At 37.2% G+C, this 26,465-nt stretch carries 29 protein-coding genes and 1 riboswitch; of the genes, 15 read left to right on the forward strand and 14 right to left on the reverse strand.

The window, feature by feature from the left end:
- Window positions 1-117 precede the first annotated feature (117 nt).
- Window positions 118-984, forward strand: a complete 867-nt coding sequence (locus tag ACWNCI_RS07375; protein ID WP_449387800.1) for a DUF4349 domain-containing protein — start codon at window positions 118-120, stop codon at window positions 982-984.
- A gap of 51 nt (window positions 985-1,035) precedes the next feature.
- Here ACWNCI_RS07375 and ACWNCI_RS07380 read toward each other — a convergent pair whose 3' ends face one another.
- From ACWNCI_RS07380 to dnaA, 3 genes are all read right to left on the reverse strand, one after another.
- Window positions 1,036-1,734, reverse strand: coding sequence for an SAM-dependent methyltransferase (locus ACWNCI_RS07380; RefSeq protein WP_449387801.1), 699 nt, complete (start codon window positions 1,732-1,734; stop codon window positions 1,036-1,038).
- 11 nt (window positions 1,735-1,745) lie between these two features.
- On the reverse strand, window positions 1,746-2,195 hold the full coding sequence (locus tag ACWNCI_RS07385; RefSeq protein ID WP_449387802.1) for a low molecular weight protein-tyrosine-phosphatase: 450 nt from the start codon (window positions 2,193-2,195) through the stop codon (window positions 1,746-1,748).
- Window positions 2,196-2,293: 98 nt separating this feature from the next.
- The gene (dnaA, locus tag ACWNCI_RS07390) at window positions 2,294-3,748 is read right to left on the reverse strand and encodes a chromosomal replication initiator protein DnaA (protein ID WP_346984848.1); all 1,455 of its coding nucleotides are present in this window, start codon (window positions 3,746-3,748) and stop codon (window positions 2,294-2,296) included.
- Window positions 3,749-3,885: 137 nt separating this feature from the next.
- Here dnaA and ACWNCI_RS07395 point away from each other — a divergent pair, with 137 nt between their 5' ends.
- The 4 genes from ACWNCI_RS07395 (at window position 3,886) to ACWNCI_RS07410 (ending at window position 8,055) form a co-directional block, all read left to right on the forward strand.
- Window positions 3,886-4,296 (forward strand): acyl-CoA thioesterase, encoded by a 411-nt coding sequence (locus tag ACWNCI_RS07395; protein WP_449387803.1) that lies wholly within the window; start codon window positions 3,886-3,888, stop codon window positions 4,294-4,296.
- 23 nt (window positions 4,297-4,319) lie between these two features.
- The gene (pheA, locus tag ACWNCI_RS07400) at window positions 4,320-5,168 is read left to right on the forward strand and encodes a prephenate dehydratase (protein WP_449387804.1); all 849 of its coding nucleotides are present in this window, start codon (window positions 4,320-4,322) and stop codon (window positions 5,166-5,168) included.
- Window positions 5,169-5,312: 144 nt separating this feature from the next.
- Window positions 5,313-7,508, forward strand: a complete 2,196-nt coding sequence (locus tag ACWNCI_RS07405) for a DUF2339 domain-containing protein (protein ID WP_449387805.1) — start codon at window positions 5,313-5,315, stop codon at window positions 7,506-7,508.
- Between the two features lie 109 nt (window positions 7,509-7,617).
- Window positions 7,618-8,055, forward strand: coding sequence for a hypothetical protein (locus ACWNCI_RS07410; protein WP_449387806.1), 438 nt, complete (start codon window positions 7,618-7,620; stop codon window positions 8,053-8,055).
- A gap of 94 nt (window positions 8,056-8,149) precedes the next feature.
- On the opposite strand, the gene ACWNCI_RS07415 is transcribed toward ACWNCI_RS07410, so the two are convergent.
- A complete protein-coding gene (locus tag ACWNCI_RS07415; protein ID WP_346984843.1) occupies window positions 8,150-9,427 on the reverse strand; it encodes a replication-associated recombination protein A in 1,278 nt (425 codons plus the stop codon).
- Window positions 9,428-10,015: 588 nt separating this feature from the next.
- Entirely contained in the window at window positions 10,016-10,762 is a 747-nt protein-coding gene (locus ACWNCI_RS07420; protein WP_449387807.1) for a DUF6261 family protein, read from the reverse strand.
- Window positions 10,763-10,811: 49 nt separating this feature from the next.
- Here ACWNCI_RS07420 and ACWNCI_RS07425 point away from each other — a divergent pair, with 49 nt between their 5' ends.
- The 3 genes from ACWNCI_RS07425 to lgt all read left to right on the forward strand — a co-directional run bounded on the left by ACWNCI_RS07425 (window position 10,812) and on the right by lgt (window position 12,737).
- Window positions 10,812-11,018: a hypothetical protein gene (locus tag ACWNCI_RS07425; protein WP_346984840.1), complete on the forward strand. Its 207-nt coding sequence runs from the start codon at window positions 10,812-10,814 to the stop codon at window positions 11,016-11,018.
- 170 nt (window positions 11,019-11,188) lie between these two features.
- Window positions 11,189-11,440: a membrane protein insertion efficiency factor YidD gene (yidD, locus tag ACWNCI_RS07430; RefSeq protein ID WP_346984839.1), complete on the forward strand. Its 252-nt coding sequence runs from the start codon at window positions 11,189-11,191 to the stop codon at window positions 11,438-11,440.
- A gap of 430 nt (window positions 11,441-11,870) precedes the next feature.
- Window positions 11,871-12,737 carry a prolipoprotein diacylglyceryl transferase gene (gene lgt, locus ACWNCI_RS07435; RefSeq protein WP_042722543.1) on the forward strand — a complete coding sequence of 289 codons (867 nt, stop codon included), beginning with the start codon at window positions 11,871-11,873 and terminating at the stop codon, window positions 12,735-12,737.
- Between the two features lie 107 nt (window positions 12,738-12,844).
- On the opposite strand, the gene ACWNCI_RS07440 is transcribed toward lgt, so the two are convergent.
- On the reverse strand, window positions 12,845-14,359 hold the full coding sequence (locus ACWNCI_RS07440; protein WP_449387808.1) for an NAD(P)H-hydrate dehydratase: 1,515 nt from the start codon (window positions 14,357-14,359) through the stop codon (window positions 12,845-12,847).
- Between the two features lie 205 nt (window positions 14,360-14,564).
- Here ACWNCI_RS07440 and mscL point away from each other — a divergent pair, with 205 nt between their 5' ends.
- On the forward strand, window positions 14,565-14,954 hold the full coding sequence (gene mscL, locus ACWNCI_RS07445) for a large conductance mechanosensitive channel protein MscL (protein WP_449387809.1): 390 nt from the start codon (window positions 14,565-14,567) through the stop codon (window positions 14,952-14,954).
- A gap of 52 nt (window positions 14,955-15,006) precedes the next feature.
- On the opposite strand, the gene ACWNCI_RS07450 is transcribed toward mscL, so the two are convergent.
- Both ACWNCI_RS07450 and ACWNCI_RS07455 read right to left on the reverse strand, forming a co-directional pair.
- Window positions 15,007-15,966 carry a D-2-hydroxyacid dehydrogenase gene (locus ACWNCI_RS07450; protein WP_346984836.1) on the reverse strand — a complete coding sequence of 320 codons (960 nt, stop codon included), beginning with the start codon at window positions 15,964-15,966 and terminating at the stop codon, window positions 15,007-15,009.
- Window positions 15,967-16,050: 84 nt separating this feature from the next.
- Window positions 16,051-16,458 carry an LNS2 domain-containing protein gene (locus tag ACWNCI_RS07455; RefSeq protein WP_089998567.1) on the reverse strand — a complete coding sequence of 136 codons (408 nt, stop codon included), beginning with the start codon at window positions 16,456-16,458 and terminating at the stop codon, window positions 16,051-16,053.
- Between the two features lie 257 nt (window positions 16,459-16,715).
- On the opposite strand from ACWNCI_RS07455, the gene idi reads away from it, so the two are divergent.
- From idi to gcvT, 3 genes are read left to right on the forward strand one after another with little or no spacing between them, the layout of a single operon-like run.
- Window positions 16,716-17,231, forward strand: coding sequence for an isopentenyl-diphosphate Delta-isomerase (gene idi / locus ACWNCI_RS07460; RefSeq protein WP_449387810.1), 516 nt, complete (start codon window positions 16,716-16,718; stop codon window positions 17,229-17,231).
- Window positions 17,228-17,704, forward strand: a complete 477-nt coding sequence (locus ACWNCI_RS07465; RefSeq protein ID WP_346984834.1) for a hypothetical protein — start codon at window positions 17,228-17,230, stop codon at window positions 17,702-17,704. The genes idi and ACWNCI_RS07465 overlap by 4 nt, the downstream gene beginning before the upstream one ends.
- Window positions 17,705-17,719: 15 nt before the next feature.
- Window positions 17,720-18,796 (forward strand): glycine cleavage system aminomethyltransferase GcvT, encoded by a 1,077-nt coding sequence (gene gcvT / locus ACWNCI_RS07470; protein ID WP_449387811.1) that lies wholly within the window; start codon window positions 17,720-17,722, stop codon window positions 18,794-18,796.
- A 290-nt stretch (window positions 18,797-19,086) separates the two neighbouring features.
- Here gcvT and ACWNCI_RS07475 read toward each other — a convergent pair whose 3' ends face one another.
- Entirely contained in the window at window positions 19,087-19,440 is a 354-nt protein-coding gene (locus ACWNCI_RS07475; protein WP_449387812.1) for an arsenate reductase family protein, read from the reverse strand.
- Window positions 19,441-19,556: 116 nt separating this feature from the next.
- On the opposite strand from ACWNCI_RS07475, the gene ACWNCI_RS07480 reads away from it, so the two are divergent.
- The 3 genes from ACWNCI_RS07480 (at window position 19,557) to ACWNCI_RS07490 (ending at window position 22,315) form a co-directional block, all read left to right on the forward strand.
- Complete coding sequence (locus tag ACWNCI_RS07480; RefSeq protein WP_449387813.1) at window positions 19,557-20,024, forward strand: acyl-CoA thioesterase; 468 nt, start codon at window positions 19,557-19,559, stop codon at window positions 20,022-20,024.
- The gene (locus ACWNCI_RS07485; protein WP_449387814.1) at window positions 20,024-20,896 is read left to right on the forward strand and encodes a sugar phosphate isomerase/epimerase family protein; all 873 of its coding nucleotides are present in this window, start codon (window positions 20,024-20,026) and stop codon (window positions 20,894-20,896) included. Before ACWNCI_RS07480 ends, ACWNCI_RS07485 begins: the two co-directional genes overlap by 1 nt.
- 13 nt (window positions 20,897-20,909) lie before the next feature.
- Window positions 20,910-20,975, forward strand: a riboswitch (Fluoride riboswitch).
- A gap of 32 nt (window positions 20,976-21,007) precedes the next feature.
- Complete coding sequence (locus ACWNCI_RS07490) at window positions 21,008-22,315, forward strand: voltage-gated chloride channel family protein (protein ID WP_449387815.1); 1,308 nt, start codon at window positions 21,008-21,010, stop codon at window positions 22,313-22,315.
- Window positions 22,316-22,403: 88 nt separating this feature from the next.
- On the opposite strand, the gene ACWNCI_RS07495 is transcribed toward ACWNCI_RS07490, so the two are convergent.
- The 5 genes from ACWNCI_RS07495 to ACWNCI_RS07515 all read right to left on the reverse strand — a co-directional run bounded on the left by ACWNCI_RS07495 (window position 22,404) and on the right by ACWNCI_RS07515 (window position 26,454).
- A complete protein-coding gene (locus tag ACWNCI_RS07495; RefSeq protein WP_449387816.1) occupies window positions 22,404-22,592 on the reverse strand; it encodes a hypothetical protein in 189 nt (62 codons plus the stop codon).
- Between the two features lie 165 nt (window positions 22,593-22,757).
- Window positions 22,758-23,999, reverse strand: a complete 1,242-nt coding sequence (locus ACWNCI_RS07500; protein WP_449387817.1) for an MFS transporter — start codon at window positions 23,997-23,999, stop codon at window positions 22,758-22,760.
- Between the two features lie 76 nt (window positions 24,000-24,075).
- On the reverse strand, window positions 24,076-25,641 hold the full coding sequence (rny, locus tag ACWNCI_RS07505) for a ribonuclease Y (protein ID WP_449387818.1): 1,566 nt from the start codon (window positions 25,639-25,641) through the stop codon (window positions 24,076-24,078).
- A gap of 223 nt (window positions 25,642-25,864) precedes the next feature.
- On the reverse strand, window positions 25,865-26,152 hold the full coding sequence (locus ACWNCI_RS07510; protein WP_346984828.1) for a cell division protein ZapA: 288 nt from the start codon (window positions 26,150-26,152) through the stop codon (window positions 25,865-25,867).
- Window positions 26,152-26,454: a hypothetical protein gene (locus tag ACWNCI_RS07515; protein ID WP_449387819.1), complete on the reverse strand. Its 303-nt coding sequence runs from the start codon at window positions 26,452-26,454 to the stop codon at window positions 26,152-26,154. Before ACWNCI_RS07515 ends, ACWNCI_RS07510 begins: the two co-directional genes overlap by 1 nt.
- Between the last annotated feature and the right edge of the window lie 11 nt (window positions 26,455-26,465).

Here is a 26,465-nt window from a genome sequence, read left to right on the forward strand (position 1 = left end):
AATTATTTCAACTTGATTTTAAAAATCAAATAAAAAGCAGCGAAATTAAAGATGATTATTGGTAATATTAACTTTTCAGTACAATTTTTGATGTTGGTTCAATAAAAACTTCTATTCATGAGAAAATTACTTATACCTCTGTTTTGTTTATTATTAATCCATTGTAAAAAGAATGAAACACAGGCAGTCAATGCAGATATGGTTGATATCATCCAAGAAGATAAAGTAGCTACGGTTGATGCACCACCACCGCCAAATGCTGTAGCAGAGAAGATGCTCAGCCCGGAAAGCAGCCCACAAAATCCATCTTTACAGGTTAATACGATTTCCAAAAAGATCATTAAAAACGGTGAAATGAGAATCCAGGTGGGCGATATCAAAAAAGCTCAGCAGCAGATTAGTTCGATCCTCAAAAAGAATAAGGCATATATTCAGAAGGAAGATTTCCAGAATACGGATGTTGACGAAAATTTAGATATTGTCATAAGAGTTCCTCATCAGAATTTTGATGCTTTAATTAATTCTTTTTCTAATGGAGTCGGTTCTGTATTGTCCAAAAATATATCATCAAATGACGTAACAGAAGAATATACCGATATTTCCATAAAACTCGGCAACAAGAAAATTTATCTCGAAAAATACCGTGATATGCTGAAAAGCGCAAAAACGACGAAAGATATACTGGAAATTCAGGAAAACATTCGTGCGCTTGAAGATGAAATCGATGTAGCGGAAGGGAGACTGCGCTTTATCGATGACCGGGTGAATTACAGCACCTTAAATTTAAATATCTACAAAGAAAAAATAAGAAGTTCGGCTACTTCAAAAATAGGTTTCGGAAGCCGTTTTGGTGATTCTGTAACGGAAGGTTGGAATAGTTTTGTCGAATTTTTACTCGGTATTATTTCTTTTTGGCCATTCTTATTACTGGTTCCGATTGTTATCATTTTCCGGAAAAAATGGAGAAATAGGAAGAAAAAATAATATTTTTATAAGAGATCGCTTCGTCGCTTTGCTTCTCGCGATGACCTAAAACTATTTCCCCAACACAAACACCGCCGGAATTTTATGCAGTTCCGGTTTTTGTTTTTGCCATTCCTTAATCGTTTTTGTTTTAATGAATTCATGTTCAGGATCGTTGATATTAGCGGCGATGCAAAGCTTTGTATTCGGAGATAAAAATTTCGTCAGATCTTCAAAAAGTTGATTATTCCGGTAAGGCGTTTCCATGAATATCTGAGAATATCCCGTCTTTTGAACAAGATTTTCAAGCTGAAGAATTTGTTTTCTCTTTTCTCCTTTATCAATGGGCAGATATCCGTTGAACGTAAATTCCTGACCGTTGAAACCACTTGAAATCAACGCCAGAATAATCGATGAAGGTCCTGAAATCGGGATCACGCGGATATCTTTTTCGTGACACCATTTCACAATCAGGTTTCCAGGATCGGCGATACATGGAAGTCCGGCTTCGGAAAGCAATCCAAAATCCTGACCTTTCAGCATCAGCTCCTGAGCTTCTTTGATATCTGTATTTTCGGTGTATTTATCCAGTAAAAAAAGCTTCAGGTCCGATTGTTTCTTTTCCGGAGCAAAAAATTTGACAACCTTTCTTGCCGTTTTTTCATTTTCAACAAAAAAGTAATCGGTCTGCATGATATACTCTTTTATTACCGGTGAAAAGTGCGTGATAGAAGTATTTTCCGAAAGATAAGCAGGAAGTAAAAAAAGCATTGTCTTATTTTTTAATGTAAAATTTCTTTTAAAATTGATTCGCAGCCGCGTTCCAGTAAATGAAAGACATCTTCAAAGTCATTCATTTCTCCCCAATACGGATCCGGAACCTCAGCATTCTGATGATCACCCATGGCTTCCAGAAATAAAGAAACTTTCTGCCTCTGATTTTCATTTTTCGTCTTTGAAACCACATCTGCCAATACATCAACATCCATACAGTAGATTTTGTCAAATTTTTCAAAATCTGCTTCGGTTATCGGTCTGGATCGCTGTTTTGAAATATCAATTCCATGATTTGTTGCGGTTATTACAGCTCTTTTGTCAGGATGTTTACCTTCATGAAGAGAAATAGTTCCTGCAGAGTCTATAAAAAAATCCTGAGGAGCTTTAGCTTTCATTATTCCTTCGGCAAGAGGACTTCTGCAGATATTTCCCAGACAGACCATTAATATTTTCATGGCAATATATTGATAACGGATTAAATTTAAACAAAACTAAATAAAAAATGAAGAATAAAAATTATTCTCCATTTTAGATATTTAAATTAAATTATTTCTTATTGTTTAATTCTTTCAGATAATTCTTTAACATATTTTTTCACTTCCTTGTCGATCTTAGAAACGTCTTTAATGGTTTCGCAGGCATACATTACCGTAGAGTGATCTTTTCCGCCCATTTCTTCACCGATTTTAGTAAAAGTAGCATTGGTCAGTTCTTTCGCAAAATACATGGCCAATTGTCTTGGAAGAGCGATTTCTCTTTTTCTGGTTTTTGATAAAAGCTGCTCTCTTTTGATGCCGAAATAATCACAAACCACTTCCTGAATATAAGGAATATTGATAATTTTCTTCTGATTGGCAGCAATCTTATTGATCGTATCCTTTAATAATTCAAGGCTTAGATCTGATTTATAAATGGTAGAATAAGCAATCACCGAGTTGATGACCCCGATAAGCTCTCTTACATTCGTTTTTGCTTCTGAAGCAAGGAAATCAAGCATATCATCCGTTAAAACGATACCGTCTCTGCTTAATTTGTCTACGATAATCTGCTTACGGGTATTGTAATCCGGAGATTTGATCTCTGCAGAAAGTCCCCACTTGAAACGGGAAACAATTCTGTCCTGAATATCCATAATATCCGCAGGAGCCTTATCAGACGTAAGAATGATCTGTTTTCCGTTCTGATGCAGATAATCAAAAATATGGAAGAAACTATCCTGTGTGGCAGATTTCCCCGAAAGGAACTGAATATCGTCAATGATCAGAACGTCTACCATCTGGTAAAAATTGGCAAATTCTGTCTGCTTATGAGCTTTGGCAGCCGAAATAAACTGCTGAATAAATTTTTCGGAAGACAAATATAAAACGACTTTATCAGGAAACTGGCTTTTCACTTCCAGTCCTACAGCCTGTCCGAGGTGGGTTTTTCCGACTCCGTATCCACCATATAAAAACAATGGGTTGAAAGCGGTTGCACCAGGTCTTTTAGCGATTGATCTTGCTACGGTTGCCGCAAATTTATTGCTTTCCCCTTCCACATAGTTATCGAAAGAGAAATCAGATTTTAAGTTGGAATCAATATTAATCTTCTTAATTCCCGGCACCACAAAAGGATTTACAATATTGGATGAAAAGCCCTGAGGCATAGTTTCCTGAACTTTTGGAGTAGGAACCGTCTTTCCTTTCATATTCATGGTAACGGGCTTTTCCAAACCGGAAGGTTTGTTTTCCATTACAGAATACCAGAGTTTCACACCTTTTCCTATATTTTTCTTCAGGGCAGCAGAAAGTAAGGACAGGTAATTATCCTCTATATATTCCTTGTAAAAATCACTCGGGACCATCAGCGTAAGGTTATTGTCAACCAAAGAAATTGGCTGTACCTTGTCGAATAGCAAATCGAAAGATTTTTCAAGTTTTTTCAGATCAGAATTATCTTCAGCTGCATTTAGATTGTCTCGCATGAACTGAAGGCACTTCTGCCATGTCATTATTAAATTTTCATCCATAATTTATGCCCCGATTAGTTCTTTGTTAGTATTGTTTTTGGAAGGAAGACAAAGGTCCATATTTTTTATTTCAAAAAAAAATATTGCACTTATTGATTATTTAAAAATATATTTGTATGTATATTTAAGCAATAAAAATGATACACACAAAACACTCATTAAGAGTGCGTTACGGAGAAACAGACCCCATGAAATACGTTTATTACGGCAATTACGCAGAGTACCTCGAAATTGGCAGAGTAGAACTTTTCCGAAGCATAGGAATGTCTTATAATGAGATTGAAAATCAGGGAATTTGGCTGCCTGTTTCAGAGTATAAAATCAAGTATCTGCGCCCTGCTTTTTACGATGAAAAACTGGAAATACATACCTATATCAAGAAAATTCCGGGGGTGAGGATTGAGTTTGACTATGAAATTTTCAACGAAGAAAATATTAAAATCACCGAAGCCTCCACTACTCTTTTCTTTCTGGATGCCAAGACAAACAAAGTAGTAAAATGTCCGGATTATCTCATGAAACTCATTAAAGAGAACTGGAATGAATAAATTTCAATCATAATAATAAAATAATGAAGATTGCATTTTTAGGACCGCAAGCCAGTTTTACGCAACTTGCCACGATACAGCTTTTCCCTGACGAAGAACTTATCCCTCAACCCAATATTCTGGATTGCTTTATAGCCGTGGAAAAGGGCGACGTTGACAAAGCTGTAGTTCCCCTGGAAAACTCTATTGAAGGTACGGTTTCCATGACGCTTGACTATTTATATAAAACACAGGGAATTAAAATACAGGCAGAAGCTGTCATGCCCATTGCCCATCATCTGATGATACATCCGGATTCTGATCCGCAGAATATTGATAAAATCTACTCACATCCGCAGGCATTGGCTCAGAGCTTTCATTATCTCGATGAGCATTTCAAAGAGATTCCCAAACAGGATTTCTCTTCCACAGCGGCGGCGGCAAGGCACGTTTCGGAAAACCATGACCGGAATCTGGCGGCAGTGGCAAATCAGTTTGCAGCCAACCTGTACGGACTGAAGATCATTCATCGCAATATTCATGATTTTGAGCAGAATCATACAAGATTTATTGTCATATCTAAAGAACCTTACCGCTATGAAAATGAAAATCTAAAAGTATTAGGGGAAAAATCAGGCTTGCTTATCACCCTTCCTGAAGATCATGCCGGAGGGCTTCATCAGGTTTTATCGGTATTTGCATGGCGGAAGATGAACCTCAGCAAAATAGAATCCAGAACATTGAAAACCGGACTTGGAAATTATTTTTTCTTTATCAATGTCGTCGGAAAATGGGAATCTGCCCTTTACCGAAATGCTTTGGAAGAGCTGAAAGCACTGGATGCCGAAGCTTATTTCCTGGGAAGTTACCAGGAGTTTTATCTGGAAAGCTGAAACCGGCAACAATTTCAGCGATTCCTGGTTTTAAAATTTAAATATTAACCACTGATAATCCATCGTATCGCTGATATGATGGATTAATCATATAGGTTTCAAAAACATTTGATTATATTTGAGTTCACTTAAAAAAGGAAAATAATGTATATCCTGGTCATTATCTTACTTATAATCATTATTATTCTCTTCAGCAATCTGAATAAAAGGATCAGGATTCTGGAAAACGAAATTTCTGAAATCAGAAAAAAACATTCCGAAAACGAAACTGCTGAAGGACAAGACATTTCTGAACCTATTGCAGTCGCATCAGTAGAGCAACATGATGAACAACCTACAATTCCCATTCTGAAACAAGAACCCAAAGACCGACTTGCTCCCCTGTTCGATTTTTTACAGCAAAACGCCTTAACGATAGCCGGAATTTTCACACTTGTACTTGGCATCGGGTATTTCGTAAAATATGCCATCGACAAAAACTGGATCGGCGAAATTGCAAGAGCAGGAATAGGATTTGCCTCCGGAGCAGGAATCATTTTAGTCGGACATTTTCTCCGCAGAAATTATACTGCTTTTGCATCTATTATTACCGGAGGTGGTATTGCCGTATTATACTTTACTACTACGATTGCTTTTCGCGAATACCATTTGTTTTCGCAGACAGCTGCATTCTCCGTGACTTGCCTCATTACCCTGATCTCCATATCACTTTCCTATTATTATAAAAGTGAAATCCTCATTATTTTTTCGCTTTTCGGAGGATTTCTGGCACCTTTAATGATAAGCAATGGGGAAAGTAATTACCCTTTTTTGTTCATCTACCTTACCGTTATTAATATCGGAATGCTGGCAGTAGCATTTCTTCAGAACTGGAAAAGTATCGGCTGGATCGCTTTTCTTTTTACTTACCTATATCTTTTTTACTGGACTTTTGAAAAAACGGAGATTGTTACAGTGTATTTTTACATTGCCAGCTATATCATTTTTTATGCTTTTGCCTTACAGAATTATTTCAGGAAGAGTATTTTATCTTCATGGGATATTGTAATGCTTGTACTTATTAATTTTACAAGTATCATCGGGACAGTTTATATTTTTAAACAATTAAATTACGAACCCATCATTATTTTCCCTGTCGCATTTACTATAATCAATGCCATTCTTCTTTACAGAGAATATAAAGAAAGAAAATTCGGCATCAGCCAGTCGGTATTTGTGGGGATGACGGTGAGCCTTCTCACGGTAGCTGTTGCTTTACAATTTAAAGCCCATTTAATCACCAGTGTCTGGGCTATTGAAGCTACCCTTCTGTTGTTTATCTGGAAGAAAACCAATCTCAGCATTCTCAGAGTCTTTTTTTACATTATATTTCCTTTGGTTATTATTGCCCAAATGATGACCTGGGCAGAATATATTGATGCGAAAAATCTTACGATCGTCTTCAATCCTATATTTCTCACAAGCTCTGTAACGGTATTCACCACCTTTGTCAATTTAATTTTACTCAGAAAACTCACTGAAAGCAGAGAACAGGACAACAGTTTTTTTGAAAATATCTTTGCTGCTGTGAGCTACGCCGTAATTTACATTGCCTTGTTGCTTGAGATTATTTATCATGTTTCTGAAAAACCGCTGATTATCATTTTCAGTATTGGTATGCTGTTTAGTATCTGTTATATTTTTATCCTAATACTTTTCAGGAAAAAGCTGGAGATCGGGCGCATTCTGGAAACAGGCCTTCTGTACGTCTTCTTATCCCTTATTATTTTTAATACCATCATCGCAGGTACCGGAATTACATCTGATATTGTAATGAAAAAAGCTGATCTGAATTCCTTTATTTTCTACGGATTATACCTTATACCGTTGATTTATACAATAATTAAAATTCTTCCGGACTCATCTTTTTTCAGAATCGGCATATCGTATTGGTGGCTCTCAATAACTATCGTTACAACGGTCAGTATGGAATTTTATCACCTCTATATATTGCTCCTTGCAGAAAAAATTTCAGAAGTTACCGAACTCCAAAGACATTTCAGCCTGCTTTATCTCCCGATCATCTGGGCGGTTATGGCAAGTATTTTCATTTATAAAGGATTAAAAAACAATGCCCGGGAATATGGCAAAGCCGGATTTGCCCTTCTGATCATCACAATTTTAAAGCTATACCTGTACGATGTCTGGGAAATGGATAATGTTTCAAGAATCATTGCTTTTATCATATTGGGGATCATCCTGCTGTTGAGTTCTTTCTTATTTCAGAGGCTGAAAAATATATTGAAAAGTATGGTTGAGAAAAAGGAAGAAAACAGGGAAAGTGACCACTCTCAATTATAAAAAAAGTTTTATTTATAAATAATCTTTAAATTATTCCAAAATTAAATTCACATTTTATAAAAAATAACTATATTTATCACGTTTTTAATACGCACTTATTCCAAAACCTATGAAAAAATTACTCTACTCTTTTTTATTACTGGCTTCTGCTACTTTATTTGCTCAGAAGAATACATCTACAAAATTTGCAGTGGCCAATGATGTTGTCGGAACAGTAGATATGTTTACTGCCAATCATAAAAATGCGATTCAGAGTACGCGGAACTTTAAATCGGCAGCGGAACTTCCGCAAAATCTTAAAAAATTCAGTTTTATTGCAGACAACGGCCTGGTAGAATACAAGCTAAAGCCCGGTCAGACCAACATCGACAGAATTGCGGTTTCAGACATCAACGCACAGTTCGGGTTTCCAAAAGATACTCCGGTACTTATTGACGGCTACGAATTCACTAACCCTGATACATTAATTTTCGGAGATATCCTAAACAAAATGGAAGCCGTAGACCATAACGGTAAAAAAGTGGCATCCGTTTCAACAAAGCAATAATTTCATAAAATCATATTTAAATCAAAGGATACTTCTAGAAGTATCCTTTTTGTTTATCGTAAAATCAGTAAGATAAAACTTGCGTTTAATATCTCTAATACCTGTCATTCCATTTCTTTTTCAGTTCCTCGTATATCTTTTTCTCGGTGGCATTATTTCCGGGTTCATACAGCTTCACATCCCGGATCTCTTCCGGCAGGAAATCCTGATCTATAAAATTCCCTTCATATGAATGTGCATACTTATACTCTTTGCCATAATCCAGATCTTTCATCAGTTTGGTAGGCGCATTTCTGAGATGTAGTGGCACAGGCAGATTACCTGTCTTTTTTACCAGTGCCAACGCTTCATTGATCGCCATATACGTTGAATTGCTCTTTGGGGAAACAGCCAGATAAACAGCCGTTTCACTCAAAATAATTCTCGCCTCAGGATTTCCAATCACATTCACTGCCTGAAAACAATTATTGGCAATCACCAAAGCATTCGGGTTGGCAAGACCTATATCTTCCGAGGCAAGTATCAGCATTCTTCTCGCTATGAACTTAATATCTTCACCGCCTGCCAGCATTCTCGCCAGCCAGTAAACGGCACCATTAGGATCACTCCCGCGCATCGATTTGATGAAGGCCGAAATAATATCGTAATGCTGCTCCCCGTTTTTATCATACAGCGCCATCGTTTCCTGCAGAACTTCCAGAACATCATCGTTAGTAATCTCCGATTTAGAAGAACCCTTATACTGATTAAGCACCAGCTCCACAGAATTAATGAGCTTTCTGGCATCCCCTCCGGAATACTGGATCATCGCTTCCTTTTCGGTAATGGCAAAATCTGTTTTTTCATCCAGATTAAATCTTTCAAGGGCAATATCTATTAATTCCTCAAGCTTTTCATAGCTTAATGCTTTCAGAACATACACCTGACTTCGGGACAGCAACGCAGAAACCACTTCAAAGCTTGGGTTTTCGGTAGTGGCACCGATCAGGACAATCCAGCCTTTCTCTACGGCATGAAGCAGAGAGTCCTGCTGCGATTTGTTGAAACGGTGAATCTCATCGATAAATAAAATTGGTGATTTCCCTGAAAAAAGATTCTGCTTCTTGGCATCTTCTATCACGTCGCGTACATCTTTTACTCCCGATGAGACAGCGGAAAGCTTATAAAATTTTCTCCCCGACTGTTCCGAGATAATTTCAGCAAGCGTAGTTTTCCCCGTTCCCGGCGGTCCCCAGAAGATGAGAGAATTCAGCGAATTATTCTGCAACATTTTCCGTATCGTACCCTTCTCTCCTGTCAGGTGCTCCTGTCCCAGAACATCATCCAGTGTCTTCGGCCTTAATTTTTCGGCTAATGGAATATTTTGATTCAAGATATTTTAATTATTTGTTTGAGTTGATGTATTGATGTATTAGATATGAATACATTTTATTACTTACAAAGGTAGACAAAGTATTTTTTTAATTATAAATTGAAGATTGTTTAAATTAAAATGCTCAATTATTCAAAAAGAAATAATCATTGAACGAATTAAACACCTCTATTTGAACACAAAGTACACAATGATTTTTAAAATGCTAATCGGCTTTTAAGGTTCACGAAGCCGTTTGACTACGTCGAAATAACATTCATCGACTAAAAGGAGATAATCTTCGATTTCACTTATAAGAGTTCGCTAAGCTTAATACTACTTTACTTGTCCTATTTATTCAAAAAGAAACCCGCCGATGATTGAGGCGGGTTACAATAACAAGTTTTATTATAAATATACACATCGTACATTTTGAAAAATTTTGATATTTGATTCGTCAATTCGAGTGTTTTTTCGCAACAAAGTGAAGAAAAAATGTATCGAGAATGAATTTATCTTCAAAATCACAACTTCTCGATACGATTTTTTTCAAAAATCTACTCGAAGAGACGAAAATTAATTCAAAATGCACAACAGGTTATAAATATGTTATTGCTGTGAAGGAGGCTGCTGATTATTCTCCGGAGCATCCGTATCCTTTCGGTTCACCAACAGTACATTGTATTGATCGGTAAGGGCATTCAGTTGATTAATAACAGTGGCGTAAGGCGAAGGTGAAGTTTCTACCAGAAGATGAAGTGCATCGATACGATCGCGTAATGCATAATAAGCGGCATTTACCTCTTCCCTTTTTGATTTAATGGTATCCGGATTTGCATCACCATATTCCTGGGTTCGGGAAAGATACTTTGCATTGAACTGGTCGTTGGCATCTTTCAATTCATTTACCCAATCTGACAAATCAAAATAGGTGATCGCATCCATCAGTTCCGGCTTATTTTCCCAATCACGAATCAGGTTGTTGAGGGTGGCGGTTTCCGCCTGGTAATTCAGTCTTGGGATACCGCTTCCGTACAATGCAATATTATTGAGAATCAATTGTGCTTTCTGTCTTTTTACGTTGTCATAATGGTAAGACTGTGATAATGCAAAGTAATTGATCCCATTGATGGCATTGTCTCTTCTTTCATCCAGCAACAAGAGTTCCCTTGTCTTATCGTTAGCCAAAGCTTTTTTGTAAAGCGCCTCCAGCTCCGCAATTCTGGCATTAAAAGCCGAAAGCTTGGCATCAATTTGTAATGTTTCGGGATTGTTCAGGGCGATAATTCCTGAGAAGTCTTTCACGTACTGCAGATATTCTGCGTTGCGGAGTAATTGTAATTCAATTGTATTCATAATTTTTTAACATTGTTTGCGTTTTTTATCAAGAAAACCTGTTGCGAGGGTGCAAGAAGGTTTCCTGCTTTCCGGAAAGTTTGTCGCAAGGGTGCAACAGCCTTTCTGGTTTACCAGAAAAGTCATTACAAGGGTGCATGGAACTTTCTGGTCTTCCGGAAAAGTCATTGCAAGGGTGCGACAAGCTTTCCGGAAAATGAATGACATCAATTTCTCAATTCATTCATTTCCATCACAAATATATGATTTCAGATAATATGTGCAAATATTTTTATTGCATCTATTATTATTTTAAATAAGAGGATATTCTTCAAACCAACAAATCGACCAACCCTATAATTTCTCCGACAAACACGCCTCCGGACTGCCGAAACTTCTGATAGATTTAAACTAATTTCCAATTTTTTAGCCTATTTTTGCAATGTTTTGAAACCTACAGCCAACAAGATCATCACTTTTCCTCTGGTAATTCTCATCCGGTTTTACCAATGGTTTATTTCGCCGCTGTTGCCTAAAAACTGCAGATACGAGCCTACATGCTCACATTATATGGTGAAAGCATTACAGGTACACGGTCCTGTTAAAGGATTCTGGCTGGGTGTGAAAAGAATTTCAAAATGCCATCCCTGGGGAGGAAGCGGCTATGATCCCGTTCCCCCTAAAAATTGTAAACATTAGAATAAAACAAACTACTAAAAAAATAGAAATGAGTAATATTTTTTTCAGAATCTATCTCGTCATTTTTGCATTGATTACCCAATGCCTTTTTGCACAGAACTATCCGGACGGAATGTCGGAAGGAACTTTAAAAGTGAACTCTACCAATGTTCCCGTAAAGATCTACAGCACCACAGAATTGGGCGACCTTAATGTATTTCCTGACAGAAAAGTAAACGGAAATGTACTGATCATTCTGAACGAATCAAACTTTGAGCCTGCTTATTTTAATATTGGCGCTCTTACCCTGGATAAGCTGAAGCAGGCAAAATATCAGCTTTTGGATAAAGATTTCCATCTCATAGAAAGTCCTGCAACGAAGGAAAATATTGAGTCTTTTAAATATGCCGTAAAATCTGATAAACCCATTGCTTCGGCAGATCAGGTAAGTCTGGAAACTCCTTTTAAAATCTGGGACCCTTCGAAAGGGATTGTGCTTGGACCCATTACCCTGCACTTTTACAGCTTAATGTTCATTTTTGCATTCGGTTTCGGGTATGTTTTAATGACTAAAATATTTAAGATTGACAACGTCAACCAAAAATATCTTGAACCATTATTTACCTGGACATTGGTGGGAACAATTCTCGGAGCACGTCTGGGACACGTCATCTTTTATCAGCCGGAATTGTTTAAAGAAGATTTTTGGAGTGTATTCTTGCCCATCAGTACCAAAAACGGTTTTCACTTTACAGGTTTCTCCGGATTGGCTAGCCACGGAGCAACCATTGCTTTGATCTTTACTACTCTTTATTATTCATTTAAAATCATTAAAAAGAATCCTTTCTGGGTATATGACAGGCTGGGAATCGTAGTCTCTCTGGGCGGTGCATTTGTAAGATTGGGGAATTTCTTCAACTCTGAAATCATAGGGAAACCAGCAGATCCCAACTCACCTTTTGCTTTACTTTTCCCGCAACAGAGCAGTGAGTATGGGGTGACTGTTCCCCGTTATCCTTCACAGCTGTTTGAAGCTTTCGGATATGTATGTCTGTTTGTTCTTTTATGGATATTATACAGAAAAACCAACAAGAAATACCAGCAGGGATGGTTATTCGGACTGTTTTTCATCATTCTTTGGGCCATCAGATTCTTTGTAGAATTCCTGAAAGAACCTCAGGGAGACGAATTCATCCAGTTTGGAGGATTAAATACAGGACAGGTTCTATCAATCCCTTTTATGATTGCCGGTGTTGTGATCATGATTATTTCTAAGAAGTTTAAAATTACGCAGGCAGAAAACGAAAAACCTGAATAATTAAAAAAATATAATTACGGAACAGCCGTTAAAAAAAGCAAGTCTATTCAGGCTTGCTTTTTTGTATTCTTACATCTATTTCCTATCCGTCTATCATCTACCCTTTTTTATAAAACCTTCTTAACCTTAGCATTCAATTCAGTAAAGACATTCCCGAATTCAGCAATAACATCAGTAGGCAGCATCGATTCCTTTGAATATTTTTCTGCCGCAAGCTCTGCCGCCTTTCCATGAAACCAGACTCCCAGAATGGCAGCTTCTTCTTCAGAATATTGCTGGGCCAGTAATGAGGTAATAACCCCTGTCAGAATATCTCCGCTACCTCCTTTTGCCAGTCCGGAATTTCCTGTAATATTGTAAAATACTTTTTTCTCCGGAGTGATGACCTGCGTATGATGATCTTTTAAGACGATATAGATCTGAAGTTCATGAGCCTTATTTTTAGCTAATATGGTCCTTTCAAAAGAATTCTCTGTCTTCCCGAAAAGTCTTTCAAATTCTTTCGGATGCGGCGTAATAATGGATCTTTGCGGAATTAAAAGAAGATTGTCATGATTCTCAGCAATTATATTTAATGCATCAGCATCCAAAATCAAAGGCTTTGAGTAATTTTTTAAGAATTTTAAAAAGCTTTCCGATGTTTTTTTGTGGGTTCCTAAACCGGGGCCAATTCCACATACGGCGGTTTCATCAATTTCGAACCGGTCGATATAGTCGGCACCCCCTTCTATAAACATGGCTTCCGGGTCAGATGTTTGCAAAATTTCATAGCCACATTTCGGAGCCAATGTAAAAGTAAGGCCGGCACCTGTCTTTAGAGCCGCTCTTGTAGAAAGTACTGCCGCACCCATTTTCCCATAACTTCCTCCCACAATAGTAACCTTTCCGTAGGTGCCTTTGTGCGAAAATTCATCTCTGATCTTAAATATATTTTTAATCACTCCATCATCGATCACAAGGTCACCTGTTTCGGTATCGTCAATATAATCCTGACTTAAATTGATATCCAAAACCTGAACTTTTCCTGCAAACTTTCCGGTTTCGGTATGGAGAAAACATTTTTTCCAAAACTGAAAGCTCAGCGTATAATCTGTCTTAAAAACCACAGCATCTGTATTGAAAATACCATCTGCCAAAAGTCCTGAAGGAAGATCGATGGAAATTTTTATATTATTTTTCAGGTTTAAAAATTCTACAAGATCCTTCATTTCATTCTCTAAACTTCTTGAAAGTCCGGTTCCGAAAAGCGCATCGATAATCACTGTTCTGCTGTCAAACCGGTAATTCATTGCTTCTTTGAATTCTCTTACCGATATTCCTGATATTTCTTTGATCTGCTTAAAATTTTCCTGAGCATCTGGTGAGAACTTCGCTTTGGAATTGGTGAATATATCAATATCAAAACCCTTCTGATACAGTAATCTTGCAACAGCAAAGCCATCTCCTCCGTTATTTCCGCTTCCACAGAATATGGCGAAATTTCTGTGATGATTACAATTCTCGGAAATCCAGTCTACACATGCTTCTGCTGCCCTTTCCATAAGCAGGATTGAAGAAATCGGCTCATTCTTTATCGTATATTGATCGCAATTGCGAATCTGCTCTGCCGTGAAAATTTTCATTGAAGTCGTTTTAGTGATATCTCAAGAGCAATTTACAAAAAAGTACATTTAAAAATATACATTAAAGGATTTATCATAATATATTGGGAAGAAATTTATACTAGACCTATAATTTATTTATTGTGATTTCCATTAAAATATAAATAATTCCACATTTTTTTGTAACTTAATTCCCTGTTTTCGGATAAAACTAAAAAAATATAATATGGGATTTGTAAAAGAATTTAAAGAATTTGCATTTAAGGGTAATGTTCTTGATCTTGCTGTCGGTGTGATCATTGGTGCTGCTTTCAGTGCGATTGTCAAGTCATTTGTAGATGACATCATCACTCCTCTCCTGCTGAATCCTGCGTTGGAAAAAGCGAACGTAAAGAACATCGCAGAACTTTCCTGGGGAGGTGTAAAGTACGGTAATTTTTTATCTTCCGTGATCAGCTTCCTGATTGTCGCCTTTGTGTTATTCCTCTTAATTAAAGGAGTGAACAGTCTTAATAAAAAACCGAAAGAAGAAGCTCCTGCCGCACCGGTAATTACTGAAGACCAGAAACTGCTGATGGAAATCAGGGATCTTTTGAAAGCTAAGAATAATTTATAAAAGAAAAGCACTTCCATCCCGAAGTGCTTTATATATTTTCTGGTACAGTCAATTACTGAATCTGTAGAATACTTGAGATCTGCTCTGCCAGAGAAAGCCCGATTCTATCCTGCGCTTCCAGTGTAGACGCGCCTGTATGAGGAGTCATAGAGATCTTAGGATGGCTCAGAATTTCCTTTGAAGGTGTCGGTTCGTTAATAAATACATCAAGACCGGCAAACCTCACTTTCCCGGAATTCAATGCTTCAATTAAAGCGGTTTCATCAATTACTCCGCCTCTTGAACAGTTGACAATGGCAACACCGTCTTTCATCATTTCAAACTCATTTTTACCGATCATATAACCGTCTTTCTGAGCCGGAACGTGAAGGGTAATAAAGTCAGAATGCTTTAAAACATCGTGAAGCGGTTCTGTTTCAATATCTACATTGATGAACTGCTTGTTGTAAAAAGTCACCTTAATGCTTGCCTTTCCGACATTGCTATCTGCTGCAACGACTCTCATTCCAAGGCCCAGAGCGATTTTAGCCACTTCCTGCCCGATTCTTCCCATTCCTACAATACCGATGGTTTTTCCTTTCAGTTCGATACCTGCTGCATATGCTTTTTTAAGAGCCGCAAATTCTGTATCACCTACTACAGGCATTTTTCTGTTGGAATCCTGCAGAAATCTTGCCCCCGAAAACAAATGGGCAAAAACCAGCTCTGCCACCGACTCTGAAGATGCTGACGGAGTATTAATCACGTGGATTCCTTTTTCTCTTGCATAATCCACATCAATATTATCCATGCCTACGCCGCCACGTCCGATAATTCCCAGAGACGGACAGTTGTCGATGATATCTTTTCTTACCTGTGTTGCACTGCGTACAAGCAGCGTACGGATCTTGTGTTCATTAATGTAATCCATTAAAAGCTCCTGGGGAACTTTGGTGGTAATTACTTCAAAACCTTTCTCAGTTAATGCATCAATACCGGATTGATCCAAACCGTCGTTTGCTAAAACTTTCATAAACTTTGTAGATTATTGTAGTAAAGATTAAAAGACAGACCAGTTTATAGTAGAATTAATCGTTTAATCTTTACATTAATTTTTTTATTCTTCTTCTTTGAAAACTTCAATGGTTACCTGTTTTTCTACCAGATCAGTAAATTTCCCTTTGTATCGCGTAGCTCTTACCAGATGATTGTCGATCCAATGATAGTTTCCGCCTCTTGGCTTTCCGCATAATACACTATGATACTTAAATCCGTGTTTATCGAGCCAGTCGATGGTGATCTGTTTAAGGTTTTCAGTTCGCGAGGTAAAAAAACAAATCTGATGTCCTTCGTCGTACCATTTGTTGATGGTTTCCAATGCATCAGGAAAAGGTTCGCAGGTAACCATTCTTTCGGGTTCTTCGTTCGGAACATCTTCTGTAATGGTTCCATCGATATCGATCAGGTAGTTTTTTACGCCGTCTTTTAAGATAGGGCTAATGTGCTCTTTGTACTCTAATTCCATCATAAAAATTTGAATGGCAAAGTTACGTCTTTTACATCAATAAGCCCTGTTAAACTTAGTAAATGTTAATTTTTTAAACCTAAATCAAATATTTAATGAATAATTTTAATCAAGACTAATAATTTTTACAATTAAAGTTAAAAATATTCTTTTTAAAGGATAATAAAATTCTGAGATCTGCTTTCAATTTAAATTCAAAATCATGATGTTTAACCAAAAATTTCCAAAATACATTTATTACACTTACATTTGTAGAAATGGAAGAATACGTAGTTTTAGTAGACTCTGAAGATCAGGTTACCGGCATGATGGAAAAGCAGCAGGCACACATTAACGGTCTTCTGCACCGCGCTTTTTCGGTATTCCTGTTCAACAGCAAAGGTGAAATGCTTTTGCAGAAAAGAGCTTCGGGAAAATACCATTCTCCTTTAAAATGGACCAATGCGGTATGCTCTCATCCGAGAATGGAAGAAACTTACCTGGAAGGGGCAAAACGCAGGGTAAAAGAAGAACTCGGAATTGAAACTGATCTGTCGGAAAAATTTAGTTTTATTTATAAAGCCGATGTCGGCAACGGGCTTTGGGAACATGAACTTGATCACGTGTTCGTGGGGACATTCGAAGACGAATTTCATCTGAATAAAGAAGAAGTTGAAGAAGTAAGATACATCACCATAGAAGATCTGGATCGGGAAATGTCCGAAAACCCCGAAAACTTTACTGAATGGTTTAAGATCATTCTTGAAGAATATAAACATCATTTTAATTCATGAAAAAAATTATTCCTGCTTTCCTTTTATTCGTGGGAACGCTGCTGTTTGCACAATCCATTCCTTCAGAGATCTATGAAAGTGAAAACTACTCTATCACTCATCCTGCCGGCTGGAAAGTGACCAACAATGATGAAATTATCAATATTTTCCCGCCTAATCAGATAGGAGCCATTACCATTTCAGAATATCATGATCTAAATCTTCCAAAAACGGAAACCAAAAAATTTATCCTTGCTCTTTACAAGTCTTCCGATGACGAAAAGAAAGTGATCTCTAAAGGAAGTAAAAAAGGATATACAGAATATTTTTACGAGTACTTCGACGAGAAAGAAAAGCTTTTTTGGCTTACAAAAGTCTTTCAGAAAGACAAGGATCTTTACCTGATTTCCATTAACTGCGGGCAGAAATACTGGAGCGGGAATTATGTAAAACTTTTTAAAGAAGCATTCAACAGTTTTAAATTAAAGAAATAGAAATAATAATTAAATATGAAGAAAACAGCATTGTACGACAAGCACGTTTCTTTGGGCGCTAAAATCGTACCTTTTGCAGGTTTTGAAATGCCTGTACAATATTCCGGAGTGACGGAAGAACATTTTGCAGTAAGAGAAAAGGCGGGATTGTTTGACGTTTCCCACATGGGACAGTTTTTTATTGAAGGAGCGGGTTCCAAAGAACTTCTACAATACGTTACGACCAACAATGTAGATGCTCTTGAAAACGGAAAAGCTCAGTATTCATGTCTTCCTAACGAAAATGGAGGAATTGTGGATGATCTTATCGTTTATAAAATGGAAAACGATAAATATTTCGTGGTCGTTAATGCTTCAAACATCGATAAAGACTGGAATCATATTTCAAAATACAATACTTTCGGGGCAAAAATGACGAATTCTTCAGACGATATGTCGTTATTGGCAGTTCAGGGTCCGAAAGCAACGGAAATTCTTCAGAAATTAACGGAAACCAATCTTTCGGATATTCCTTATTACCATTTTACAGTCGGTTCTGTAGCAGGGGTGAATGATGTGATCATCTCCAACACGGGATACACAGGAAGCGGAGGTTTTGAAATTTATTTTAAAAACGAAGATGCCGTAACGCTTTGGGATGCTATCATCGAAGCAGGTCAGGAAAAAGGAATTATTCCTTGCGGACTTGCTGCCAGAGATACTTTAAGACTTGAAAAAGGATTCTGCCTTTACGGAAACGATATCGACGACACTACTTCTCCTATCGAAGCTGGCTTAGGTTGGATCACGAAATTCGATAAAGATTTTGTTTCCAAAGATACTTTCGCGAAACAGAAAGAAGAAGGCGTAACCAGAAAATTGGTTGGCTTTGAATTGAACGATAAAGGTGTTCCAAGACACGACTACCCTGTTGTAGATGCGGAAGGAAATGTGATTGGAAAAGTAACTTCAGGAACACAGTCACCAATGAAAAAAGTTGGTTTAGGTCTTGCGTATGTAGATAAACCTCATTTCAAGTTAGGTTCTGAGATCTTTATTCAGGTGAGAAATAAGAATATTCCTGCCAAAGTAGTGAAGGCACCATTTGTATAACATTCATATTCAATTGTCAAAGTGAAAATTGTTGACAAGTTTTAATAATACTGTAAAACCTGCCCTTTCAGCAGGTTTTATTTTTTTAAGGAGCTTGATCCGGCTTGGAATTTATGCTGAGCCGGTCGAAGTACTCTATCTTTTTCCTCACCCTAAATCCCTCTCCCGAGGAGAGGGACTTTCCAGCAGCTAAAAAGGATGCCATTTCTGTCCGGGCTAGGGCTTGGTCTTTCCATTCAATGTATGTGTAAAAATATTTTTTTTGTGAATGTTTACCACGATAGAAAGAATTACTTTACACCAAAAAATTCTCTCAAAGCTTCCACATTTTTTTTGTCATTCCCAACAAAAATCTGTTCATCCGTCAGAAAAACCGGACGCTTCAGGAATGTATAATGATCTAATAACAATTCTTTAAAGTCATTTTCTGTTAAAGATTTTACGTCAAGCCCTCTTAATTTAATCTGTGTCGATTTTTTACTGAATAATGTTTCGTAAGATTTTGTAAGGCTGTACATCTCCTGCAGCTCTTCTTTCGTCAGCGGCTGTTTTTTTATTTCGTGCATTTCCCAGTCTGTAAGATCAAACTGTGCCAAAATTTTTCTGCAGGTATCGCATGTATTTAAATGAAATACTTTTTTCATATAAGATGGTATAAATTTTATTTTGAAACGAAAACACTAAAGTTTTCTTTTTTCAAAAGTAAGATTTAATCTAAGATTTTAAAAATTATAAATACCTTTATTCAAATTTTAAAAGGATGGATAACAAACCAATTACTTTTCAGTTTATTTCCGAGCCTTCTGATGTAAATTACGGTGGAAATGTTCACGGTGGAAGCGTGATGAAATGGATCGACCAGGCCGGCTATGCATGTGCAACAACATGGAGCGGGAATTATTCTGTTACAGTTTATGTAGGCGGAATTAGATTTTATGAGCCCATCAAAATCGGGGAAATCGTAAAGGTTGAGGCGCAGGTTATTTACACAGGTTCATCCAGCATGCATATCTCTATTAATGTATTTTCAAGAAATCTCAAGCAGCCGAACTTTGATAAGAAGACACACTGCATTATCGTTTTTGTTGCTGTTGATGAAAATGGCAAAAAACTTCCTGTCCCCAAATGGATTCCCGAAACCGACGAGGAAAAACAGCAGGAACAGTACGCCAAACGCCTGATGGAGCTGAGAACACAGATCGAAGATGAAATGAAACCCTTCCTGTAATGCTGAGAAAAGACTTTATAAAACTTTCGTCCCTGGGATTCTTAGGTTTCTATTCCTGCGGAATTTTTAATGTAAAAAACAGAGATAAAACATTGGCTATTCAGTTATACACCGTTCGTGATGCAATTGCAGAAGATCTTGAAAAAACACTGGAAAGACTCGCTAAGATGGGTTTTACAGGGCTGGAAATTTATGGTTATAATGGCACTTTTTTCGGTAAAAGCAGAAACGAATTTCAGGCTCTGTTGAATAATCTCGGTTTAAAGGTGATCAGCTCACACCACACTACCGGAATTCTTCATAATGATAAAGGAACGTTATTGAACAATTGGGAAAAAACTGTTGAGGATTTACATTTTATTGGTTCAGAATACATGGTTTGCTCTTATCTTTTTCCTGAAGAAAGAACGGTTGAGAATTATAAAAAACTTCCCGTGTTATTTGATACATCCGGAGAAATTACAAAAAGTGCCGGAATTCAGTTTGCTTATCACAATCATGATTTTGAATTTGAAAAATTTGACGCTACTCAAAATATTTATGATTTTATTTTAAATAATACTTCATCCGATCTGGTTAAAATGGAACTGGATCTCTACTGGATCATGAAAGCCGGAATTGATCCTTTACCTTATTTTGAAAAATACCCGCAAAGATTTCCATTGTGGCATGTGAAAGACATGAAAGCCAAAACAAAAGACTTTGCGGAAATTGGTAATGGAACCATCGATTTTAAAAGAATTTTTACAGCTAAAGAAAAAGCCGGTCTTCAGTATTGGTTTCTGGAACAGGATTCCAGTGATAAAAATATGTTTGAAAGTATTCGTATAAGTCGTGATTTTATTATTAAAAACGATTTCTTTCTAAAATAATTTTTATATTTGTGCAGTAAAAGGAAATGGTGTTCTTCCTTACCCAACCGCTTTTTAAGCTGATGACGCCTGATTAAAAAGATTATTAACAGTAATTTGATCAGGGAAATTATGTCACAACATTCAAAGACTTTAAGCCGAAAAACAACAATTCATATCCGTTTTTTCTTACGGAAATATCCTGCGTTATTATATATTACCAGATGGTTTTCGATCAGTATTATCATCGGAATCCTTGTAGGAACTGCTTCTGCGGGATTTTTAGAATCATTGTCGTGGGCTACAAATTTCAGAGAGAAGCATATCTGGCTGATTGCTTTTCTGCCATTGGCCGGATTGATTGTCGGAATGTTATATTATTACTACGGAAAAAATGTTGAGGCAGGCAATAATCTGTTGCTTGAAACGATCCATGAGCCGGGCAAAGAAACTATTCCTTTCAAAATGGCTCCTTTTGTTTATCTGGGGACGATAGTCACTCATTTTTTTGGAGGATCGGCAGGACGTGAAGGTACAGCTCTGCAAATGGCAGGTGCTATTTCAGACCAGTTTACCCGTCTTTTGCGACTCAATCAGAATGAAAGAAAAGTATTAATTATCTCAGCAATTGCGGCGGGATTCGGTTCAGTTTTCGGGACCCCTTTAGCCGGCGCAGTTTTCGGATTGGAAGTTTTTTTAATCGGCAAAATACGCTACAACGGTATCTTTCCTGCTTTTGCCTCCGCTATTCTGGCAGATCAGGTGACCAAACTTTGGAATGTACACCATACTCATTATCCTATTGATTTTATCCCGAAAATTGATTTCTTATCATTTATCTACTGCATTGTAGCCGGAATTTTATTCGGAGTTTGTGCTGCAACCTTCAGTAAAATGATGCACAGGACGAGTATTTTTTTCAAATCAAAAATAAATTATCCGCCATTTAGATCTTTATTTGGTGGGGTAATTGTCGCTCTCGCAGTATTTGTAATGGGCACAACAAGATATATTGGGCTGGGAATTCCTGTTATTGAAGAAGCCTTCGGTAAACAGCTCCCTCTATATGATTTCGCTTTAAAAATGCTTTTTACAGTGATTACCCTTTCGGCTGGTTTCAAAGGCGGTGAGGTTACCCCATTGTTTTTCATCGGCGCTACATTAGGCAGTGCGCTTTCTATTATTATCCCTCTTCCATTTGCCTTATTGGCGGGAATGGGCTTCGTAGCCGTCTTTGCAGGCGCCACCAATACTCCGCTGGCCTGTACACTCATGGGAATTGAATTGTTCGGAGCTGAATGTGGGGTTTATGTAGCGGTGGCATGTATTGTTGCCTATCTGTTTTCAGGGAATAACAGCATTTATACAAAGCAAAAGATCGGAGAAGCTAAAAACAGCAGATTCACAGATCTTACCAATAAGAGTTTTGAAGATTTATAGAATTTATTAAACAACAAAAACCTTCCGGATCTCCAGAAGGCTTTTGCGTATTAAATGTGGAAATGTTTATTTCTAGTTGAAATAATTCTTAAATCGCCTGATTGCATGTATAAACCTGTGGGCAAGCAATGTACTGAATACAATACTTCGGTCCCGTTACAGACCCTGAACAGCTGCATCCACAAAGTGAAAGATCAGGTGTTCCGCTTATTCCTCCTGTGATGTTTTTAAGATCGGCTTTTTTTAATTTTGTAGCATTTTTCAAAAAATTTTTCATTGTGATTTGAATTTAAAGATTATATATTTTAATTACACTCTCAAAGTTAAACAAATATTAATTATTCAACGCATAATTTAATATTAAATTTTTTAATTAATTTATTTCGTTCAAGTTATTATAAGTATAACGGAAAATTACACATAAATATTTCTTAAACACCTGTTATTCTGTAAATTCAAGATCTTTATCGTGAGTTTCTGATATAGTGAGCGATGAGTAAAAGGCAAGACCAAATACGATAATTCCCACCAACGCTGCACTCACAATGACTGAGAAATCCCGCTTGAAGAAATCGAAAGTTAAGATCATCACAGGAACAAGTCCGCGCACCATATTCGGTACTGTAGTCGTGGCCGTATTTCTTATATTCGTACCGAACTGCTCGGCTGCCAGAGTGACGAACATCGCCCAGTAACCGGTTCCCAACCCAAGCCATATACAGAAAATATAGTATTTTGTTTCTGTATCTGTATTTCCGAAAAGCATAATGGCGACGCCGATAATGGTAAAAACCAACATATAGAAAATAGCCATTTTCCGTGACTTTAGAAAATGAGAAATAAATCCGCTCGCCAGATCACCTACAGAAATCCCAATATAAGCCCACATAATTGCTTTTCCCGGATTTAGCTCTTTAATTCCAAGTTCAGGAGCAAACTGATTGGCGAGAACCGCTAAAATTCCGATACAGTACCAGGTAGGCAATCCGACTGCGATGCATTTTAAATATCTTATTAAACGATCTTTATGGGTGAAAAATGAAAGAAAATTTCCTTTGGAAACAGATTGATGTTCAATATTTTTATAAATCCCGGATTCAGATACGCTGATCCGCAGGAACAATAATAAAATTCCGAGAATTCCCCCGATGATGTAAGAAATATTCCAGCCGCCAGACAATTCTACGGTCAATTGAGCTACAACCGCGCCCATTAACCCAAAACCTGCTACAACCGAAGTACCAATTGCTCTTAAATTCTTTGGTAAGCTTTCGGAAACCAGCGTAATTCCGGCTCCAAGTTCTCCTGCAAGTCCAATTCCTGCAATAAATCTTAAGGCTGCATATTGATATACTAAATGAGTTTGTGGAAAATGCGGCAAAAAACCACAGGCAATATTAGCAAGAGAATATACTAAAATCGATCCGAACAATACCGACAACCTTCCTTTTTTATCTCCGAAGATACCCCAGAATATTCCTCCAATCAGCAGTCCGACCATTTGTGCATTGAGAATAAAGGTTCCGTCTGTATCGGGATTTAAACCTAGAGCTTTTAAACTCGGAATTCTAACAATTCCAAATAATAGCAGATCATAAATATCTACAAAGTATCCCAAAGCGGAAATAATAACTGGAATTGAAAAAATGTACTTCATTTTTGAAGACAGGGAAAGCTCTTGCATCTTTGATTAATTTTGCTAAAAATAAAAAACCTTTCAATTTCTTGAAAGGTTTTTATGAAATATCTTTTTTTGATTCTTATCTGGCAATATTTACCGCTCTTGTTTCCCTGATTACGGTTACTTTTACCTGTCCGGGATAAGTAAGCTCATTCTGGATCTTTTCAGAGATATCGTAAGACAGCTGAGAAGCCACTTCGTCATTCACTTTTCCGCTTTCCACCATTACTCTTAGTTCTCTACCCGCCTGTATTGCATAAGCCGATGAAACGCCATCAAAACTTAATGCAGCAGATTCAAGGTCTTTTAATCTTTGAATGTATGATTCCAGCACCTGTCTTCTTGCACCCGGTCTTGCTCCGGAGATAGCATCTGCTACCTGAATGATTGGTGATAACAATGAAGTCATTTCCACTTCATCGTGGTGAGCTCCGATAGCATTTACTACTTCAGCATTTTCACCGTATTTTTCAGCCCATTGCATACCTAATAAAGCGTGAGGAAGTTCAGATTCCTGCTCAGGAACTTTTCCGATATCGTGTAAAAGACCTGCTCTTTTCGCTAATTTTACATTTAATCCTAATTCGGCAGCCATGGTTGCAGCAATGTTTGCGACTTCTCTTGAATGCTGTAACAGGTTTTGTCCGTAAGATGAACGGTATTTCATTCTACCTACGATTTTAATTAATTCAGGGTGCAAACCGTGGATTCCTAAATCGATAATCGTTCTTTTTCCTACTTCAATAATTTCTTCTTCAATCTGCTTTCTTGTTTTTTCAACAACCTCTTCAATTCTTGCCGGGTGAATTCTTCCGTCTGTAACCAGTCTGTGAAGGGATAGTCTCGCAATCTCTCTTCTTACCGGGTCGAAACACGAAAGAAGGATTGCTTCAGGAGTATCATCAACGATAATTTCTACACCTGTTATTGCTTCTAGTGCACGGATATTTCTACCTTCTCTACCGATAATTCTACCTTTTACCTCATCAGATTCAATATTGAAAACCGAAACTGAATTCTCAATTGCCTGCTCCGTACCAATTCTCTGAATAGTCTGGATAACGATTTTTCTCGCTTCACTTTTAGCATTCAGCTGCGCTTCTTCCATAATGCTCTGAACATGTGCCTGAGCTCTTGTTTTAGCTTCAGCTTTCATGGTTTCCACCAATTCTGCTTTTGCCTCTTCTGCCGTGTAATTGGAAATCTTTTCAAGAACTTCAACTTTTTTAGCCGTAGCTATATCCAGTTCGTGCTGTTTTCTCTCTAAAATTTCTGTTTTCTTTGCATAATCTGCAATTTGCTTATCCAGATCTTTTTCAAGTTTTCCGGCTTTGCTTAGCTCATCATTAAGCTTGTTTTCCTTATCCTTAATTCTTTTTTCAACCTCCTGCATTTTCTTTTCACGTGACTGAATATCTGCATCATGCTGTGATTTCAGCTCCAAAAATTTTTCTTTTGCCTGAAGGTTTTTTTCTTTTTTTATGGATTCGGCTTGTACATTGGCTTTTTCTATAAGATTTTCGGCATTTTTCTTTGCATCGTCTATAATAAATTTTGCCTTAGTATTCAGTGAACTCTTAGAGAAAAATATCCCTGCTGCAGCTCCGATTACCAGGCAAACAATGCCGACTATAACTTCTATCATAATTTATATCGAGTTTTAATTGTATTTACATAAAAAAAGCCTACAATAATCCAGAGATTGAGAGTAAACTCCTAATCAACACGATTTGAACTGATTTCCACTGTCTGTAATCCGGACGGACCGGCACGCCATTCAATGGACATTTGTTCGGTAATTGTTTAGCGTTGAGTTTACCTTTAATGTGTTAGAATTATTGTAGGCAGCACTTTTTGGGAAAAAAAATCTATTTCCCTGTTTCATTCAACGATTGATTGATTTTCACTAATCTTTCGTTGGTAGATTGTATTGTTTTATCGTAGTTCATAGACACCACTTCCGCATTGGTTCCCAGTTTCAGGGCACACATTGCCAAAGCATCCTGTTTGTCTCTCACATCGAAATTCTGTTCAAAATCTTTAATCATATTTTCAATCTGCTTCCCGACCTTACGCAAAGTTTCTTCTTCTGCTGCCGGTACGTTCAGCGGATATACCCTTCCTGCAATGTTGATGGTTATTCTTCTTACCTCCATTATAATCCACTGTTTTGAAGCTGTGCAATACAGAAATCTATTTCCTTTACCAATCTGTTGATGTGATTTTTCATCAACCTGTTATGTTCAGGATTTCCTGATATTGCTGAATAAAGTTTTATATTTTTTTGTTCTTCTGCTAATACCTGACTTTTTTTCCTTTCCTCATCATATCTCTTCTTCAGGTCTTCATGCTCAATATTTAATTCCGAAAACTTTTCAGAAAGATTTTTATAATTCTTTTGTAATATTAAAATCTTTTTCTCTAATTCTGAAAAATTATTTTCTAAATCTTGAAGCATTTCAGGTTTTG

This window comes from Chryseobacterium lineare (assembly GCF_977014045.1).